We start from the raw sequence: 18,034 nt of genomic DNA, 5'->3' as shown, positions 1-18,034 counted from the left end.
CCTGGGAAGGTCAGAAGCCGAGCTTGCCCATCTGCTTGGGGTCGGTTTGCCAGTCCTTGGCGATTTTCACGTGCAGGTCCAGATAGATCCTGGTGCCGAGCAACTTCTCGATCTGCAATCGCGACGCCGTGCCGACCTCTTTGAGTCGTGAGCCGCCCTTGCCGATGATGATGGCCTTCTGACTCGACCGCTCGACGTAGAGAATCGCGTGCACATCGAGCATGTTGTCATGACCCTCGCGGGGCACGACTTCTTCGATGACAACGGCCAGCGAGTGAGGTAGCTCATCGCGGACGCCTTCGAGCGCGGCCTCCCGAATGAGCTCGGCCATGAGGATTTCCTCCGGCTCGTCGGTCAGCTCACCGTCGGGGTAGAACGCCGGTCCCGGTGGCAGTTCCGACGCCAGCAGATCTACCAGCTTCTCCACCTGCTCACCGGATTCGGCCGATACCGGAATCACGTGGCTGGAGTCGCCGAGGAGCTTCGACAGCGCCATCAACTGCTGCACGACGCGTTCCTTCTTGACCTTGTCGATCTTGGTGACGATGCCGATCAAGGTGGTCTTGGGGGCGATGTGGCGAACCTGCTCGAGGATCCATCGGTCCCCCGGTCCGATCTTCTCGTCGGCCGGGATACACAGGCCGATGACGTCGACCTCGGAGTACGTGTCCTGCACCAGATCGTTGAGTCGCTGCCCCAGAAGCGTTCTGGGGCGGTGCAATCCAGGTGTGTCGACGAGGATCAACTGCGCGTGCTCGCGGTGCACGATGCCGCGGATGGTGTGCCGCGTCGTCTGCGGACGCGAGGACGTGATGGCGATCTTCGACCCCACCAACGCATTGGTCAGGGTGGACTTGCCGGTGTTGGGTCGGCCCACGAAACAGACGAATCCGGATCGGAACTCACCGTTGTTCTGCTCGGACAAAAGAGCACCTCCAGATTTCAGTGTTGGTGAGTGACGTCCGACGAGTCGTCGTCCTCGGTGGATTCTTCGTCGGGTTCGATCTTTTCGACCAGCACGGTGGTGATGCGGACGCGCCCCTTGGGGTCGGCCCCACCTTCACCGCGCAGCAGCAGTCCGTGGGTCATCACCTGAGCACCGGGCAGCGGCACGCGGCCCAGCTCGTGTCCGAGCAGTCCGCCGACGGTGTCGACCTCCTCGGATTCGATCTCGATCCCGAAGATCTCGCCGAGGTCTTCGAGCGGCACTCGCGAGGACACCCGATACTGTCCGTCGTCGAGCTCCTCGATGGGCGCAACTTCGTCGGAGTCGTATTCGTCGGCGATCTCACCGACGATTTCCTCGATGACGTCCTCGATGGTCACCAGGCCTGCGATGCCTCCGTATTCGTCGACCAACAGGGCCATGTGGTTTCGATCGCGCTGCATCTCGGCGAGCAGACTGTCGAGTGCCTTGGAGTCGGGAACGAACACAGCCGGACGCATCAGCTCGGACACCTGCACCCCGCGGCCACCATCGGTGGAGTAATACGTCTGCTGCACAAGGTCTTTGAGGTAGACGACGCCGACCACGTCGTCCACGTTCTCGCCGATCACCGGGATGCGCGAGTGCCCACTGCGTACAGCCAACGACGTGGCTTGGCCGGCCGACTTGTCCGACTCGATCCACACCATCTCGGGCCGCGGGACCATGACCTCACGGGCGGAGGTGTCCCCCAACTCGAACACGGATTGAATCATCCGCCGCTCGTCGTCGGCCACGACGCCGCGCTCGCGGGCCATGTCCACCAACTCGCGCAGTTCGATCTCGGATGCGAACGGGCCGTTGCGAAATCCCTTACCCGGGGTGATCGCATTACCGATGAGAATGAGCAGCCTGCTGATCGGTCCGAGGAGCCACCCGAGCGCGCGCAGCGGAAACGCTGCCGCGAGAGCGATCGAGTACGCGTTCTGCCGGCCGAGGGTTCGCGGTCCGACACCGATCACGACGTAGCTGACCAGCACCATGACCACTGCGGTGATGACCAGGGCCGTCGTGGAATCGATCAGCTGTGTCAGGCCGCCCGCGAGCAGGACGGTGCCGCCGATTTCGCACAGGATGCGCAGTAGCACCATCAAGTTGACGTAGCGAGGACGGTCGGCGACCACAACGACGAGTCCGGTGGCACCGGGTCGCTCGTCCTTGACCATGTCGTCGATCCGCGCACGCGACACCGTGTTCAGCGCGGAATCGACGGCGGCGAACATTCCACCGAGAGGCACCAGAAGGACAGCGAAAACGATGAGTGCAACAGCACTGCTCACGCGTCGGAACCCCGCACTTCGACCGGTCCGAACAGGCACATCACCGATCGACACCGTCGACGAAACCGGCTTTTCCGAGCAACCGTGCATCGCGAGCAGCCTGTTCTGCGGCCTGCTCGGCGCGCCTGGCATCCTCGTACCATTCGGCGAGCAGACGGTTCTGCAGCTCGAACATTTCTTTTTCTTCGTCCGGCTCGGCGTGGTCGTAGCCGAGCAGATGCAACACTCCGTGCACCGTCAGCAATGCGAGCTCGTGCTCGAGCGAATGGCCCGCAGCAGCAGCCTGATCCGCAGCGAACGACGGGCACAGCACGATGTCGCCGAGCATGGCCGGTCCGGGTTCGGGCGCATCGGGACGACCGCCCGGCTCGAGCTCGTCCATCGGAAACGACATCACGTCGGTGGGGCCGGGCAGATCCATCCACCGCATGTGCAGGTCCGCCATCGTGGCCGAATCCACCAGCACCATCGACAGTTCCGCGGCGGGATGCACGTCCATGCCGGCGATCGCGAACCGTGCGACCGAGACCAGCTCGGGTTCGGAGATGTCCATCCCCGACTCGTTGGACACTTCGATACTCATCTAGCCACTACCCACGCTCTCGTTGCCTGTCGTTTCGTACACCTGAATCATCTTCTCGCCGAACGCGGTCCACCGCTGCGGCGTTGCTCGCGGTTGGGAATCACACCTTCCGATGCCGACTCGAAGCGCTCGTATGCGTCGACGATTTCCGAGACCAGGCGATGCCGCACCACGTCACTGCTGGTGAGCTGCGCGAAGTGGATGTCGTCGAGGTCGGTGAGAATCTCGGATGCGGCACGCAATCCCGATTTTGCGCCACCCGGAAGGTCGACCTGGGTGACGTCGCCGGTGACCACGATCTTCGAGCCGAACCCCAGACGCGTCAGAAACATCTTCATCTGCTCGGCCGTGGTGTTCTGCGCCTCGTCGAGAATGATGAACGCGTCGTTGAGCGTGCGGCCGCGCATGTAGGCGAGCGGGGCGACTTCGATGACCCCTGCTTGCATCAGCTTGGGGATCGCTTCGTCGTCCATCATGTCGTGCAACGCGTCGTGCAGCGGGCGCAGGTACGGGTCGATCTTCTCGTGCAAGGTACCGGGCAGAAAGCCGAGGCGCTCCCCCGCTTCCACTGCCGGACGCGTCAGGATGATGCGGCTGACCTGCTTGGTCTGCAATGCCTGAACGGCCTTGGCCATCGCGAGGTACGTCTTGCCGGTACCGGCAGGTCCGATGCCGAACACGATGGTGTTGGAGTCGATCGCGTCCACGTACCGCTTCTGGTTCAGCGTTTTGGGCCGGATCGTCTTGCCGCGACGCGAGAGGATGTCCAAGCTCAGGACCTCGGCCGGCGAATCCGACACGCCCTCGGTGAGCATGGCGATCGAGCGGCGGACGGCGTCGGGAGTCAGCGGCTGGGCGCGCTTGGCGAGCGCGGCCAACTCGGAGATCACCCGTTCGGCCAGCGCCACGTCGGCCACTTTTCCGGTGAGCGTCACGGCGTTTCCTCGTACGTGGATGTCTGCCGTCAGCATCTGCTCGAGCGCCCGCAGGTTCTCGTCGGACTGTCCCAGCAGTGGCATCACTGCTTCGGGGGCGAGCTCCAAGGTGGACCGAACATCACGCTCGGCGGGAAATTCGCTGTGTTCACTCACGTGGTGGCTATGGCCTGCTCTCTTGTTTCGGTTGTGGAGACATGGGGCGGTGTTCGAATGAAGTTTAACGCCGCAGCATCGATGCGCATTCCTATTACTCGCCGCTTCCGCCCAGCACGGCGTCGAGCGAGAGTGCCCAACACCGCGAATCCGGGTTCAGGAACGCGAAGTGGTCCTCGCCAGGGACCATCGTCAGCCGCGCGTCGTCTCCGGCTGCTCTCGCCGTCTCGACGTACCGCTCGCTCTGCACCGCCGGGACCTGAACGTCCTCGGACCCGTGCAGGCAGATCGTCGGGATACCGATGGGTGCACGGGCAGCAGGCGAGGCCGATCGGTACAGCGCGGGGTCGTCCTCGTATCGAGCCTGCAGCAACGCCTCGACCGCCGGATTGGTTCGACCCGACGCACCACGCGGCTCCATGTCGAGGACGCCGGCCTGCGAGACGATGCGCGACGGCCGCACTGTCGTACTCGTTTCGCCGCCGAGCCACACTGCCAGGTGTCCGCCTGCGGAGTGTCCGATGACGCGAACGTCGTCGATGCCGGCCGGGGCGTGGTGTTGCACCGCACCGGCAACGACGTCGAGAGCTGCGAGGACGTCGGACTGCATCTCCGGCCAGTGCCCACCTGCGCCGACGCGTCGGTACTCGATGTTCCACGCCACCGCCCCGGCTGCCGCGACAGCGCGCGCGAATTGGGTGCCGAGGTTCGATCCGTACTGCCCGCTCCAGAATCCGCCGTGTATCACCACGACGACCGGCGTCGACGCATCGACGGGCTCGGGCGGCAGATAGAGATGGCCGAATTGCTCGGCATGATCGCCGTAGGCAATCTTGATCCGTGCGCTCATGCGTTCCGAAAATCCGGGGGCAGTTGCGTCCAGCGAGAGGTGAGCACCCCCAGCGCGCCGAGTGCCACGGCTCCTGCCGTCGACGTCCTCAGCACCGTGGGTCCCAGCACCACCGGGGTCGCCCCGGCTTCGGTGAGAGCAGCAACTTCCCGGTCGTCGAGGCCACCTTCGGGTCCGACGACGAGCGCAACCTCGGGAACCGAGTCGAACGGCAGGTCCCGAAACGCCGAGGTGGCACCCTCGTGCAGCACGGCAACAACCCCGCCGCGCGCGATGATCGCGCCGACCAGGGCATACACGGCACGCGAATCGTGCAGGTCGGAGACCTCGGGGATGTATGCCCGACGCGACTGCTTGGCTGCCTCGGCCGCAGTACTGCGCCACCGTGCGACGCCCTTGATCGCCTTGGGTCCTTCCCAGCGCGCCACGCAGCGCGCGGACTGCCAGGGCACAACAGCGTCGACGCCTGCCTCGGTGGCCAGCTCGATGGCGAGTTCCGATCGGTCCGCCTTCGGCAATGCCTGCACGAGCGTCACCACCGGAGTGGGACGCGGCATCTCGCTGCGCGACTGCACGGTCAGTTCCAGTCGGTTCTTCTCCGCTGCGACGACGACCGTATCGGCCAAGCCGCCCGCGCCGTCACCGAGAAGCACCCGCTCTCCGACGCGAATGCGTCGCACCGTCGCGGCGTGATGCCCCTCCTTACCGTCGAGCACGGCGATATCGCCGACCTTCGGCAGCGGCGAGAGATAGAAGACCGTGGGGGCCATGGATCAACGACCGCTGAACGCTTCCCGCAACCGCGAGAACAGTCCACCGCTGTGTGCGGAACCGGTGGTGACGACCTCGGCCGAGTCGCGATCTCGCATCGACTTGAGCTGTTCGAGCAGTTGGGTCTGCTTGCTGTCCAGCTTGGTCGGCACGATGACCTCGAGGTGGGCATGCAGGTCACCGCGAATACCGGAACGTAGCTTGGGCATACCGTGCCCGCGCAACACGGTCGTCGAATTCGGTTGTGTGCCTTGTCCTATCGAAATCTCGGTAGGCCCGTCGATGATCGCATCGATGTTCACCGAGGTGCCGAGTGCGGCGTCGACCATCGGAACTCGGACGGTGCAGTGCAGATCGTCGCCGTCGCGGACGAACACCTCGTGCTGCTGTTCGACGATTTCCACGTACAGATCTCCCGCGGGGCCACCGCCCGGGCCGACCTCACCCTGCGAGGCAAGACGGATCCGCATGCCGTTGCTCACGCCGACGGGAACCTTGACCGAGATGTCGCGACGCGAGCGCACCCGCCCGTCGCCGCCACACTTGCGGCAAGGATCGGGAATGGTCTCGCCTGCACCGCGGCAGGTGGGGCACGGGCGGCTGGTCATGACCTGGCCGAGGAACGAGCGCTGCACCGACTGCACCTCACCGGCACCGCCGCAGGTTTCGCACCGAACCGGCTTGGAGTCGCCGTTGGTGCCCGAGCCGGTGCACAGGTCGCACAGGATCGCGGTGTCGACGGTGATGTGCTTGGTCACGCCGGTGGCGCACTCGTCGAGGGTCAGCTTGGTCCGCAGCAGCGAATCCGCTCCCGGCTGCACACGCCCCTTGGGCCCGCGCTGGGCCCCACCGGCACCGCCGCCGAAGAATGCCTCGAAAACATCCCCCAGGCCACCGCCGAATCCGGCTCCACCGAACCCACCGCCGCCGCCTCCGCCGCCCTGCTGCAGCGGGTCGCCGCCGAGGTCGACGATGCGACGCTTCTCCGGATCGGAGAGCACCTCGTAGGCGGTGGAGATGTCCTTGAACCGGGCCTGTGCGGCCTCGTCCGGATTGACGTCCGGGTGCAGTTCTCGCGCCAGTTTTCGGTAGGCGCGCTTGATCTCCTGGTCAGTCGCCTGCTGGCCGACGCCCAAAGTCCCGTAATAATCCCGTGCCACGTCGTCTCTTTCGTCCTAGAAGATGAATCTCGTTCGTTGATGCTGCGTGCCGGCGGCCCGTGCCCCCGCTGCCGGTCTTCGATCGGTTCTCGCTCGTCTCAGCGCTCGGCCAGGACCTCGCCGATGTACCTGGCAACCGCGGCGACCGATGCAATTGTTCCTGGGTAGTCCATCCGGGTCGGCCCCAGAACACCCATTCCTCCGAGGACCATGCCAGCCGACCCGTAGCCGGTGGAAATCACCGACGTTCCACGCATCTCCTCGACCTGCGTTTCCTCACCGATCCGCACGGTCACGGTGCGGGTGTCCTGCGTCACTGCGAGCAGTTTGAGCACCACCACTTGCTCTTCCAACGCCTCGAGTACCGCTCGGAGCGATCCGGGAAACCCCGCGTCGCCGGCGAAGTCCGCGGCGTTGCGCGTCAGGTTCGCCGTTCCGCCGAGTACCAGGCGTTCCTCGGGGTGCTCGACCAGCGATTCAACCAGCACCGTGGCCGATCGGATCATGGCGTCCCGCAGCCCGGCCGGAGCGTTCTCGGCGAGTTCGGCCACCGCGACGGACGCGGCGGCCAGTCGCTTTCCTTCCAGCGCGCTGCCGAGCAGGCGACGCAGCTGCGACAGGTTCTCGTCGTCGAGGACGTCACCGAGCTCGACGATGCGCTGATCGACCCGACCCGAGTCGGTGATGAGCACCAGCAGCAACCGAGCCGGGGTGAGCGCCACCACCTCGAGGTGCCGAACCGATGACGCCGACAGTGTGGGGTACTGCACCACGGCAACCTGACGAGTCAACTGAGCCAGCAGTCGGACGCCGCGCCGCAGTACATCGTCCAGGTCGACGCCGTTCTCGAGGAATTCCAGGATGGCCCGGCGTTCGGCCGCCGACAGCGGCTTGACGTCGGCGATCCGATCGACGAACTGGCGATACCCCTTGTCGGTCGGTACCCGTCCGGAGCTGGTGTGCGGTTGAGCGATGTACCCCTCGGCCTCGAGCACAGCCATGTCGTTGCGCACGGTGGCACTCGACACGCCGAGGTTGTGTCGCTCGACCAACGCCCGTGAACCGACGGGTTCCTGGGTGGACACGTAGTCCGCCACGATCGCTCGTAGAATCTCGAACCGCCTGTCGTCGGTGCTCGACATCGGTGCCCACCTCCGTTCTCGTTTCCAATCGTCGCTCGAGTCTAGTAGCCGAGGCACGCATGCTCGTGCAAGGCCTTACTGTGGTCCGGGTGGAAACGTTCTTTCGATTCGGTCCAGCGGCTCAGGCCTCGCGATGATCTTCAAGGGTGTTCGTGACGGTAAGCCGTACCCCGAGCACGGCCTGTCCATCCGCGACTGGTCGAGAATCCCGCCACGCCAGCTCCGTCTGGACGAGATCGTCACCACGACAAAGGTGCTCGAACTCGACCGATTGCTGTCCGAGGACTCCACCTTCTACGGCGACCTCTTCCCCCACGCCGTGCAATTCCGCGGCGTCATCTATCTCGAAGACGGTCTGCACCGAGCCGTGCGTGCAGCACTGCGGAACCGAACGGTGTTGCACGCCAGAGTGTTCGATTACGACGCCCTGGGTGCCTGAGGGTACGAAGGTCCTGGAAACGCTGAGTGCCTGAGTAGGTCTGCGCTACGCCGCTGCGATGCTGCGCACTACCGCGTCGGCGAGCAATCGTCCTCGGTCGGTCAGCACGAGATGGTCCCCCCGCGCCGCCATCAACCCGTCTACGACCGCCTGTTCGGCAGCGGCGCGCTCGGCCGGCCCGAGCACGCTCACCGGCACTCCCGTGCGGAGTCGGACGGTCAACATCAGCTCCTCCAGGTGTCGATCCTCGGCGCTGAGCAATTCGCTGCCGTGCACCGGCAGTACCCCGGTGGCCAGGCGATCGGCGTATGCCGCCGGGTGTTTGACGTTCCAGAACCGGGTGCCGCCGATGTGGCTGTGTGCGCCCGGACCCGCGCCCCACCAGTCGCCGCCGTCCCAGTAGCCGATGTTGTGGCGGCACTGCGCGTCGGCATCGGTGGCCCAGTTCGACACCTCGTACCAGGAAAGGCCGGCTGCGTTCAGAGCCGTGTCGATGCGTTCGTATCGACTCGCAAGCACGTCGTCGTCCGGGGCGGGCAGCTCACCGCGGCGCACTTTGCGGGCCATGGCCGTACCGTCCTCGACGATCAGCGCGTACGCCGAGACGTGGTCGACGCCGGCCTCGAGCACGGCGGCAAGAGACTGATCGAGGTCGCTGTCTCGCTCGCCCGGAGTGCCGTAGATGAGGTCGAGGTTGACGTGCTCGAACCCGGCCGCGCGAGCCTCCTTCGCCGCAGCGACCGCTCGACCTGGCGTGTGGATGCGATCGAGAACTGCGAGCACATGCGGTGCGGCGGACTGCATTCCGAGCGAGACCCGGGTGAAGCCCGCGGTGCGGAGTCGATCGAAGAACTCCGGAGACGTCGATTCCGGGTTCGATTCGGTGGTCACCTCGCCGCCGTCGGTGACGCCGAAACTCGACCGGACCGCCCCGAGTACGTCGGCCAACCCGTCGCCCCCGAGCAGCGACGGTGTGCCGCCGCCGACGAAGACGGTGTCGGCCGTCGGAACGCGACCCGTTCCCGCTTCGATGAGACCCGCGGCGATGTCGAGTTCGCGGCGCAAGCCCTCCAACCAGGACTGCGGCGACGCCGACGTACCGAGCTCCCCAGCCGTGTAGGTATTGAAGTCGCAGTAGCCGCATCGCGTGGCGCAGAACGGAACGTGCACGTAGATCCCGAACGTCCGGTCCCCCACGCCGTCGAACGCCTCGGTCGGCAACTCGAAGGTGGACGGGACGGGTACGACGGTATTCACGGTCTCCAGTCTCCCAGAGAGTGCAGGCCCTTCTCCCCACCCGCCGCCGAGAGCAATCGCAGCAGCCCTGCCAGCCTATTTACCCCGAAATCGGGGTAAATAGCCGCCGCGGTCTTCCGTCGCCCCGATGACGTGGCACAATGGCACCCGTGACCGACTCAGGAATTCGACTCGTGGCGCGCCGCCATGTCGATCTCGGCCGTGTCTGCAGCGCGTCGTGTCGACACACGACCGGCTGCTGACCCAGCCTCCTTCGAGCACGTCCATTCGATCCACCGGCTTCCCACTCGTGTCGCGAGCGCCTCGCGCGACGACCCGAAGAATGCCAGCACGGAAGCCGGCCAGCACAGAAGATGCAGGAGCAATGCATGTCGTCGACCAGCGACGCGACCACCGACGCTGCCTCCGCCACACCACGGGAGCGCACGCCGCGGCCGACCAAGCGTCGAGCCGAGGGCCAGTGGGCACTGGGTTACCGGGAGCCACTGAACGCCAACGAGCAGTCCAAGAAGGACGACAACCCGCTCAACGTGCGTGCCCGCATCGAGAACATCTACTCCAAGCAGGGCTTCGACAGCATCGACAAGGGCGACCTTCGCGGCCGCTTCCGCTGGTGGGGCCTCTACACCCAGCGTGAACAGGGGTACGACGGCACCTTCACCGGTGACGACAACATCGACCTGCTCGAGGCCAAGTACTTCATGATGCGCATCCGCTGCGACGCGGGCGCACTGAACCTGGAGCAACTGCGTGTGCTCGCGGGAATCTCTCAGGAGTTCGGTCGCGACACCGCCGACCTGTCCGATCGAGAGAACGTGCAGTTCCACTGGATCGAGGTCGAGAACGTCCCCGAGATCTGGCGTCGGATCGAAGCCGTCGGCCTGAAGACCACCGAGGCGTGCGGCGACTGCCCACGCGTGGTGCTCGGTTCCCCGCTCGCGGGCGAGGCCGTCGACGAGATCCTCGACCCCACCTCCGCCATCGACGAGATCGTCGAGCGCTACATCGGCAAGCCGGAGTACTCCAACCTGCCGCGCAAGTTCAAGACGGCGATCTCGGGCCTGCAGGACGTGGTGCACGAGATCAACGACTGCGCATTCGTCGGCGTCGTACATCCCGAACACGGACCAGGCCTCGACCTGTGGGTCGGCGGCGGACTGTCCACCAACCCCATGCTCGCGCAGCGAGTCGGCGTCTGGGTTCCGCTCGCGGACGTTCCCGACGTCTGGGAAGGCGTCGTCTCGATCTTCCGTGACTACGGCTACCGCCGGCTTCGCACCAAGGCGCGCCTGAAGTTCCTCATCAAGGACTGGGGCATCGAGAAGTTCCGCCAGGTCCTCGAGGACGAGTACCTGCACCGCAAGCTCATCGACGGCCCGGCGCCCGAGAAGCCCGCTCGGCCCCGTGATCACGTCGGGATCCAGAAGCTCAAGAACGGGCTCAACGCCGTCGGTGTTGCACCCATCGCGGGCCGCGTGTCCGGCACCATCCTCGCCGCCGTCGCCGACGCTGCGGAGAAGGCAGGGTCGGATCGCGTCCGGTTCACGCCGTACCAGAAGCTGATCGTCCTCGATGTTCCGGACGAGACGCTCGAGCAGCTCATCTCCGACCTCGATGCGCTGGGCCTGCCTGCCCGGCCCTCGCACTGGCGCAAGAACCTGATGGCGTGCAGCGGCATCGAATTCTGCAAGCTCTCGTTCGCCGAAACCCGCAAGCGCTCACAGGTTCTCGTCCCCGAGCTCGAAGAGCGCTTGTCCGACATCAACAGTCGACTCGACGTTCCGATCACGATCAACATCAACGGCTGCCCCAACTCGTGCGCGCGGTCGCAGATCGCAGATATCGGCTTCAAGGGTCAGTTGGTCGACGACGGGGCCGGGAATCAGATCGAGGGTTTCCAGGTTCATCTCGGAGGCAGCCTCGGTCTGGACAGTGCGTTCGGCCGGAAGTTGCGCCAGCACAAGGTCAACAGCTCCGAGCTGGGAGATTACATCGACAGAGTGGTGCGCAATTTCGACAAGCACCGCGAGGACGGCGAACGGTTCGCTCAGTGGGCCGTGCGAGCAGACGAGGCGGATTTGCGATGAGTACCAGGCTGAATTTGACGGTAGAGGAATTGAAGGACATCGCCGAGCGCGGTGCCCGCGAACTCGACGGTGCCAGCCCACTGGAGCTGCTGCAGTGGACCGAGGACAACTTCGGTAACGACTTCATCGTCGCCTCCAACATGCAGGACGGGGTTCTCGTTCACCTCGCTGCACAGGTTCACCCGGGTGTGGACGTGCTGTTCCTCGACACCGGCTACCACTTCGCCGAGACCATCGGAACGCGCGACGCCGTCGAGGCAGTCTACGGCGTTCACGTGGTCAACGCCCGCGCCGAGAAGACTGTCGCAGAACAGGATTCGATCGAGGGCAAGGACCTGTTCGCCCGCGAGCCCAATCGCTGCTGCGCGATGCGCAAGGTCGCGCCCTTGAAGAAGGAGCTGGCGAACTACAGCGCGTGGGTCACCGGCATCCGTCGGGTCGAGGCCCCCACCCGGGCCAACGCTCCGCTCATCTCTTTCGACGACGCCTTCGGCCTGGTGAAGATCAACCCGATCGCACCGTGGTCGGACGAGCAGATGCAGGCCTACATCGACGAACATTCGATTCTGGTCAATCCCCTCGTCGACGAGGGATATCCGTCCATCGGGTGCGCACCGTGCACCGTCAAACCAGCCCCCGGCGCCGACCCACGTAGCGGTCGATGGGCCGGCAAGGCCAAGACCGAATGTGGGTTGCACGCCTCATGACACTCGATCTCACCTCGGCCACCGTCGGTCGAACACATCTCGATGCAGATCGGTTCGACACCCTCGACGCACTCGAATCCGAAGCCATCCACATCTTCCGTGAGGTGGCGGGCGAGTTCGAGCGCCCCGTCATTCTGTTCTCCGGCGGCAAGGACTCGACCGTACTGCTGCACCTGGCGATCAAGGCGTTCTGGCCCGCTCCCCTGCCGTTCGCGCTGTTGCACGTCGACACCGGTCACAACCTGCAGGAGGTGCTGGACTTCCGCGATCACGTGGTCGCGAAGTACAACCTGCGCCTGCACGTGGCCAGCGTCGAGGAGTACCTCGCCGACGGCCGCCTCACCGAGCGTCCCGACGGCATCCGCAACCCGCTGCAGACCGTGCCTCTTCTCGACGCGATCTCCGAGAACAGATTCGACGCAGTCTTCGGCGGTGCGCGACGCGACGAGGAACGAGCCCGCGCCAAGGAGCGAATCTTCTCTCTGCGCAACGCATTCGGTCAGTGGGAGCCGAAGAAGCAGCGCCCCGAACTGTGGAATCTGTACAACGGCAGGCATTCCCCCGGCGAGCAGGTGCGCGTGTTCCCGCTCAGCAACTTCACCGAGCTCGACATCTGGCGCTACATCGCGCGTGACGACGTGGAACTGGCGAGCATCTACTACGCACACCAGCGCCCCGTCTACCAGCGCGACGGCATGTGGATGACCCCGGGTGTGTGGGGCGGACCGGCCGAGAACGAGGAGCTGCAGACGCTCTCGGTGCGCTACCGCACCGTCGGCGACGGATCCACTACCGGTGCCGTGTTGTCCGAAGCCTCCGACAACCAGGCGATCCTCGCCGAGGTCGCCGCGTCCAGGCTGACCGAACGCGGAGCCACTCGCGGCGACGACCGCGTGTCCGAGGCTGCCATGGAAGATCGCAAACGAGAAGGATACTTCTGATGAGCAGCACAGGAACGCAGCTTCTTCGCCTCGCCACCGCAGGTAGCGTCGACGACGGTAAGTCCACCCTCGTCGGACGGCTGTTGTACGACACCAAATCCGTTCTGGCAGACCAGATCGACGCCGTCACTCGCGCGTCGGTGGACAAGGGACTGGCCACACCGGATCTGTCTCTACTGGTCGACGGTCTGCGCGCCGAGCGTGAACAGGGCATCACGATCGACGTTGCCTACCGCTACTTTGCGACGCCCAATCGCTCCTTCGTACTGGCCGATACTCCCGGCCACGTGCAGTACACCCGCAACACCGTCTCGGGCGCGTCGACGGCGCAGTTGGTCATCCTGCTCGTCGACGCCCGCAAAGGCGTGATCACCCAGACCCGAAGGCACGCAGCGGTTCTGGCTCTCCTCGGCGTTCCGCGCCTGGTGCTCGCCGTCAACAAGATCGATCTGGTCGAGGACCCTGCGACCGTCTTCGCCGAGATCTCGGCAGAGTTCAATTCGCTGACCTCCTCGCTCGGCTGGTCCACCGAGGACGTCATCGAAATTCCGGTGTCCGCACTGCACGGCGACAACGTCGCGGTGAAGTCCGACAAGACCCCGTACTACGACGGACCCACCCTCATCGAACACCTCGAGTCGGTACCGGTCGACGCCGAACCGCACCGGGTCGGTCTGCGCTTCCCCGTGCAGTACGTGATCCGGCCCCGCACAGCGGACTTCCCCGACTATCGCGGATACGCCGGCCAGGTCGCAGCGGGCTCCGTCGACGTCGGCGACGAGGTCGTCATCCTGCCCTCCGGCACCCGAACCACAGTCGAACGCATCGATACTGCGGACGGCGAACTGCGTACGGCTCACGCCGGACGCAGTGTCACCCTCGTCCTCGCCGACGACGTCGACGTCTCCCGCGGCGACACCATCGCCTCCCCGCAGGACGCACCGGAGCCGATCGGCGATTTCGAAGCCACCGTGTGCTGGCTCGCGGAGAAGCCGCTTCGCCCGGGCGCTCGCCTGTTGCTCAAGCACGGAACCCGTACCACCCAGGCCATCGTCGGGACTCTGATCGAGCGGTTCGACGAGCAGCAGCTCACCGCACAGGAGAGCCCGGAATCGTTGGAGCTCAACGAGATCGGCCGCATCTCGGTGCGGGTCGCCGAACCCATCGTGGCGGACGACTACGCCGTCAACCGGCACACGGGCAGCTTCTTGCTCATCGATCCGGCGGGCGGCAACACACTGGCCGCCGGGCTCGTCGGCAACGCTCTGGCTGCAGTCGAGCTGGGGTCGGCAGTTCCGGCGTGACCGCACTCATCGCGGTTGCCCACGGCAGTCGTGACCCGCGCTCCGGCGCAGCGATCCACCGCGCCGTCGACGTCCTACGTCGGCGGCGACCGGATCTGGACGTCCGCGTCGCGTTCCTCGACCTCACCGAGCCCGGCGTCGGGCACGTAGTCGACGCCGTGGTCGAGGCTGGACACACTCACATCGTCAGCGTCCCGTTGCTGCTGGGCAAGGCCTTTCACGCCGAGGTCGACCTACCGGAGCTGCTGGCCGACGCACGCACCCGACATCGGCACGTGTCGATCGTGCAGGCCGACGTGCTGGGCGACGACCCCCTCCTGATCGAGGCGGTCCGTGACCGCATCCTCGATACCGGTGTCGCACTGGACGATCCGACTGTGGGCATCGCATTGGCTGCGGTCGGATCCTCGGTGTCACAGGCGAATCAGCGCACCCGAGTGATCGCCCAGAAATTGCTCGCCGGGACGGGCTGGGCCGGGGCCGTGACTTGTTTCGCGACGTCCGTCGAGCCGTCCCCCGATGACGCCGTCGCGCACTTGCGTGCGATGGGTGCCACTCACATCGTTGTGGCACCGTGGTTCCTGGCTCCGGGACTGCTCACCGATCGGATCGAAGCAGCGCTGTCGGACCGACCGGACGTGGTGCACGCCGACGTGATCGGGGCTCACCCAGCTCTGGCCGAACTGGTATCGCAGCGCTACGACTCGGCCGTTGCACGTGCCGAATCGGTGGCGTCGGCGATGGTCGGTACCCGAGTCGCTCGCACGTAGACGGTCTCGCCCTCGCGGAGTCCCAGTGCCTCGCTGTCGCCTCGGGTGATCTGCGCGGCGAACAGTTCACCCGTAGCCGCGTTTTCGAGCTCTACCTTCACCTCGAAGCCGAGATGCACCACACGCTGGACGACGGCACGGGTCACCCCCGCCGATTCTGCGGTACCACTGGCTTGGGCCTGCGCCAACGACGGATCGCGCCCGACGCGAATATCGTGCGGCCGCACCAGGAGTCCGTTCAGCTTCGCGACCTGGCCCAGGAACGACATCACGAAGTTGTTGGCCGGACGGTCGTACAGGTCCTCTGGGGTGCCGACCTGCTCTATCCGGCCCTTGTTGAGCACCGCGATCCGATCCGCGACGTCGAGGGCCTCCTCCTGGTCGTGCGTCACCAGAACGGTGGTGACGTGCACCTCGTCGTGCAGGCGACGTAGCCACGTCCGTAGATCGGCGCGCACCTTGGCGTCGAGCGCACCGAAGGGCTCGTCCAGGAGAAGCACCTGCGGGTCGACGGCGAGGGCGCGCGCCAGTGCCATGCGCTGGCGCTGGCCACCGGAGAGCTGCGCCGGGTAGCGACTCTGGAAGCCGGCCAGCCCGACGATCTCGAGCAGCTCGTCGACCTTCTTGGCGATCTCGGCCTTGGGCCGTTTGCGGATCTGCAGACCGAACGCGACGTTGTCTCGCACCGTGAGGTGCTTGAACGCCGCATAGTGCTGAAAGACGAAGCCGATCTCGCGTCGCTGCGGGCTGACCCACGTCACGTCCTGGCCTGCGAGCACCACCCGACCGGAGTCGAGTTGTTCGAGGCCGGCGATCGAGCGCAGCAGAGTGGACTTGCCCGAGCCGCTGGGGCCGAGCAGCGCCGTCAGCGATCCCTTGGGGATGTCGATGCTGACGTTGTCGAGAGCCGCGAAATCACCGTAGTGCTTGTTGGCACCGACGACGGAGATCTCGATCTCGGAGGATTTCTCGGTCATTACTTCGTCCTCTTCTTGTCGAGAACCGTCATCAGCAACAGCACGATGACGGCGATCGCCATCAGCAGCGTGGACGCGGCGTACGCGCCCTGTTGATTGAAGTCCTCATACCGTGAATTGACCAGCAGAGTCAGTGTTTGCGAGATACCGGGCAGGTTGGTCGAGACCATGATGACGGCACCGAACTCGCCGAGCGAACGCGCGACGGTGAGCACGACGCCGTAGGTCAGGCCCCACCGGATCGCCGGAAGGGTGATGCGCCAGAACGTCTGCCAGGAGCTTGCGCCCAGGGTCGAGGCTGCTTCTTCCTGTTCTTCGCCTATCTCGTAGAGAACCGGTTCGACTTCGCGTACGACGAACGGCAGCGTCACGAAAATAGTTGCGATGACCATGCCGGGAAGCGCGAAAATCACCTTGAAGCCGAGACTTTCGACGCCTCCGAACCACCCGTTGGCACCCCAGAGCAGAATCAGCGCGACACCGGTGATGATCGGCGACACCGCGAACGGCAGATCGACGATCGCCTCGAGTACGCCTTTACCGCGGAACCGCCCTCGTACCAACGCCAGCGCGGTGACCACGCCGAAGACGACGTTGATCGGGACCACGATGGCAACGATCAACAGCGACAGTTGCAAGGCCGATTGTGCGGCAGGAGTAGTGATCTGCTCGAAGAACGACACGACGCCGTCCTCGAATGTTCGATACAGGATGGCTGCGAGCGGGAAGAGCACGAGTACCGCGAGATAGATCAATGCGATCGCGCGCAGGGACAGTTTGACCGGAAGGCTGATCTTCACGAGAGCTGCTCCTCACGTCTGGCCAGCCGGTTTCCGATGATGCGAAGGACGAACAGCACTGCAAACGCAATGGCCAACAGCACCACCGAGATAGCCGCGGCGTCGATCGGCCGGTCGTACTCGATCAGCTCGCGAATGTACTGCGAGGCGACCTGGGTGTCGTCGGGGATATTTCCGCCGATGAGCACCACGGAGCCGAATTCGCCGATGGCGCGGGCGAACGCGAGTCCCCCGCCCGACAGCACCGCGGGGAGCAGCACGGGCAGAACGATGCGCCGGAAGATGGTCCAGTTGTTCGCGCCGAGCGAGGCTGCCGCCTCCTCGACGTCCTGGTCGAGTTCGATCAGCACCGGCTGCACCGCACGCACCACGAACGGCAACGTGACGAACAGCAGAGCGACGATGACCGCCGGCTTGGTTGCGTTGAACACCAACCCGATCGGACTCGCCGGTCCGTAAAGAGACAGCAACACCAAACTGGCGACGATGGTCGGCAAGGCGAACGGCAGATCGATCAGGGCGTTGACGAATCTCTTACCGGGAAACTCGTCCCGCACCAGTACCCATGCAATGAGTGTGCCGAGAAAGAGGTTGATCACCGCGGCCGCGATGGAGACGACAAGCGTCACCTTGAACGTGGCGATGGCGCGGGATTCGGTGATCGCGTCCCAGAATCCGGAGAGGCCGGCGTCGAACGACTGTACGGTCAACGCGGCCAACGGAAGCAGCACGATGACGCTGAGCCACAGCACGGCGACCCCGAGACCGAGTGGCCCCACCGACCCAGGCCCCCTGAACTTTCGGCCTTCCCGCCCGGCACGAAACCGAGGTCTCGTACCGGGCGGGACTGGCGAACCCGCAGTTGCGGCTTCGGTAGTCGAAGATGGCAT

At 65.2% G+C, this 18,034-nt stretch carries 18 protein-coding genes; 6 read left to right on the top strand and 12 right to left on the bottom strand.

Annotated elements, in window-relative coordinates; all coding sequences use genetic code 11:
• Window positions 1-10 precede the first annotated feature (10 nt).
• The 8 genes from era to hrcA all read right to left on the bottom strand — a co-directional run bounded on the left by era (window position 11) and on the right by hrcA (window position 7,862).
• The gene (gene era / locus CH305_RS19250; RefSeq protein ID WP_032379164.1) at window positions 11-925 is read right to left on the bottom strand and encodes a GTPase Era; all 915 of its coding nucleotides are present in this window, start codon (window positions 923-925) and stop codon (window positions 11-13) included.
• A gap of 17 nt (window positions 926-942) precedes the next feature.
• On the bottom strand, window positions 943-2,265 hold the full coding sequence (locus tag CH305_RS19245) for a hemolysin family protein (protein ID WP_094704664.1): 1,323 nt from the start codon (window positions 2,263-2,265) through the stop codon (window positions 943-945).
• A gap of 40 nt (window positions 2,266-2,305) precedes the next feature.
• A complete protein-coding gene (gene ybeY, locus CH305_RS19240; RefSeq protein WP_032379166.1) occupies window positions 2,306-2,848 on the bottom strand; it encodes an rRNA maturation RNase YbeY in 543 nt (180 codons plus the stop codon).
• Window positions 2,849-2,895: 47 nt separating this feature from the next.
• Window positions 2,896-3,939, bottom strand: a complete 1,044-nt coding sequence (locus tag CH305_RS19235; RefSeq protein ID WP_032402418.1) for a PhoH family protein — start codon at window positions 3,937-3,939, stop codon at window positions 2,896-2,898.
• Between the two features lie 94 nt (window positions 3,940-4,033).
• Window positions 4,034-4,789: a S9 family peptidase gene (locus CH305_RS19230; protein WP_094704611.1), complete on the bottom strand. Its 756-nt coding sequence runs from the start codon at window positions 4,787-4,789 to the stop codon at window positions 4,034-4,036.
• Entirely contained in the window at window positions 4,786-5,559 is a 774-nt protein-coding gene (locus tag CH305_RS19225; protein WP_094610089.1) for a 16S rRNA (uracil(1498)-N(3))-methyltransferase, read from the bottom strand. Before CH305_RS19225 ends, CH305_RS19230 begins: the two co-directional genes overlap by 4 nt.
• 3 nt (window positions 5,560-5,562) lie before the next feature.
• Window positions 5,563-6,720, bottom strand: coding sequence for a molecular chaperone DnaJ (gene dnaJ, locus CH305_RS19220; protein WP_094704610.1), 1,158 nt, complete (start codon window positions 6,718-6,720; stop codon window positions 5,563-5,565).
• A gap of 98 nt (window positions 6,721-6,818) precedes the next feature.
• Window positions 6,819-7,862, bottom strand: a complete 1,044-nt coding sequence (hrcA, locus tag CH305_RS19215; RefSeq protein ID WP_094704609.1) for a heat-inducible transcriptional repressor HrcA — start codon at window positions 7,860-7,862, stop codon at window positions 6,819-6,821.
• Between the two features lie 133 nt (window positions 7,863-7,995).
• Between hrcA and CH305_RS19210 the strand changes: the two genes are divergently transcribed.
• On the top strand, window positions 7,996-8,301 hold the full coding sequence (locus CH305_RS19210) for a type II toxin-antitoxin system VapB family antitoxin (protein ID WP_008715485.1): 306 nt from the start codon (window positions 7,996-7,998) through the stop codon (window positions 8,299-8,301).
• Window positions 8,302-8,346: 45 nt separating this feature from the next.
• Here CH305_RS19210 and hemW read toward each other — a convergent pair whose 3' ends face one another.
• The gene (gene hemW, locus CH305_RS19205) at window positions 8,347-9,558 is read right to left on the bottom strand and encodes a radical SAM family heme chaperone HemW (protein ID WP_094704608.1); all 1,212 of its coding nucleotides are present in this window, start codon (window positions 9,556-9,558) and stop codon (window positions 8,347-8,349) included.
• A 368-nt stretch (window positions 9,559-9,926) separates the two neighbouring features.
• Between hemW and CH305_RS19195 the strand changes: the two genes are divergently transcribed.
• Genes CH305_RS19195 through CH305_RS19175 form a run of 5 tightly spaced genes read left to right on the top strand, consistent with a single transcriptional unit; the run spans window position 9,927 to window position 15,367 of the window.
• Entirely contained in the window at window positions 9,927-11,645 is a 1,719-nt protein-coding gene (locus CH305_RS19195) for a nitrite/sulfite reductase (protein ID WP_037151270.1), read from the top strand.
• Window positions 11,642-12,352, top strand: a complete 711-nt coding sequence (locus CH305_RS19190; protein WP_032379572.1) for a phosphoadenylyl-sulfate reductase — start codon at window positions 11,642-11,644, stop codon at window positions 12,350-12,352. Before CH305_RS19195 ends, CH305_RS19190 begins: the two co-directional genes overlap by 4 nt.
• Window positions 12,349-13,293 carry a sulfate adenylyltransferase subunit CysD gene (gene cysD, locus CH305_RS19185; RefSeq protein WP_032402552.1) on the top strand — a complete coding sequence of 315 codons (945 nt, stop codon included), beginning with the start codon at window positions 12,349-12,351 and terminating at the stop codon, window positions 13,291-13,293. Before CH305_RS19190 ends, cysD begins: the two co-directional genes overlap by 4 nt.
• Window positions 13,293-14,597, top strand: a complete 1,305-nt coding sequence (locus tag CH305_RS19180) for a sulfate adenylyltransferase subunit 1 (protein ID WP_094704607.1) — start codon at window positions 13,293-13,295, stop codon at window positions 14,595-14,597. Before cysD ends, CH305_RS19180 begins: the two co-directional genes overlap by 1 nt.
• Window positions 14,594-15,367 carry a sirohydrochlorin chelatase gene (locus CH305_RS19175; RefSeq protein ID WP_094704606.1) on the top strand — a complete coding sequence of 258 codons (774 nt, stop codon included), beginning with the start codon at window positions 14,594-14,596 and terminating at the stop codon, window positions 15,365-15,367. The genes CH305_RS19180 and CH305_RS19175 overlap by 4 nt, the downstream gene beginning before the upstream one ends.
• Here the strand turns inward: CH305_RS19175 and CH305_RS19170 are convergent.
• The 3 genes from CH305_RS19170 to cysT are packed head-to-tail and all read right to left on the bottom strand — an operon-like array spanning window position 15,295 to window position 18,034.
• Window positions 15,295-16,344 (bottom strand): sulfate/molybdate ABC transporter ATP-binding protein, encoded by a 1,050-nt coding sequence (locus CH305_RS19170; protein ID WP_094704605.1) that lies wholly within the window; start codon window positions 16,342-16,344, stop codon window positions 15,295-15,297. The two genes, CH305_RS19175 and CH305_RS19170, sit on opposite strands and share 73 nt — an antisense overlap.
• Window positions 16,344-17,144, bottom strand: a complete 801-nt coding sequence (gene cysW, locus CH305_RS19165) for a sulfate ABC transporter permease subunit CysW (protein WP_094704604.1) — start codon at window positions 17,142-17,144, stop codon at window positions 16,344-16,346. Before cysW ends, CH305_RS19170 begins: the two co-directional genes overlap by 1 nt.
• The gene (gene cysT, locus CH305_RS19160; protein ID WP_179278349.1) at window positions 17,141-18,034 is read right to left on the bottom strand and encodes a sulfate ABC transporter permease subunit CysT; all 894 of its coding nucleotides are present in this window, start codon (window positions 18,032-18,034) and stop codon (window positions 17,141-17,143) included. The genes cysW and cysT overlap by 4 nt, the downstream gene beginning before the upstream one ends.

Source organism: Rhodococcus sp. 15-649-2-2 (genome assembly GCF_002258645.1).
Taxonomy (GTDB): Bacteria; Actinomycetota; Actinomycetes; order Mycobacteriales; family Mycobacteriaceae; genus Rhodococcoides.
This window is presented reverse-complemented; position numbering and strand designations above follow the sequence as displayed.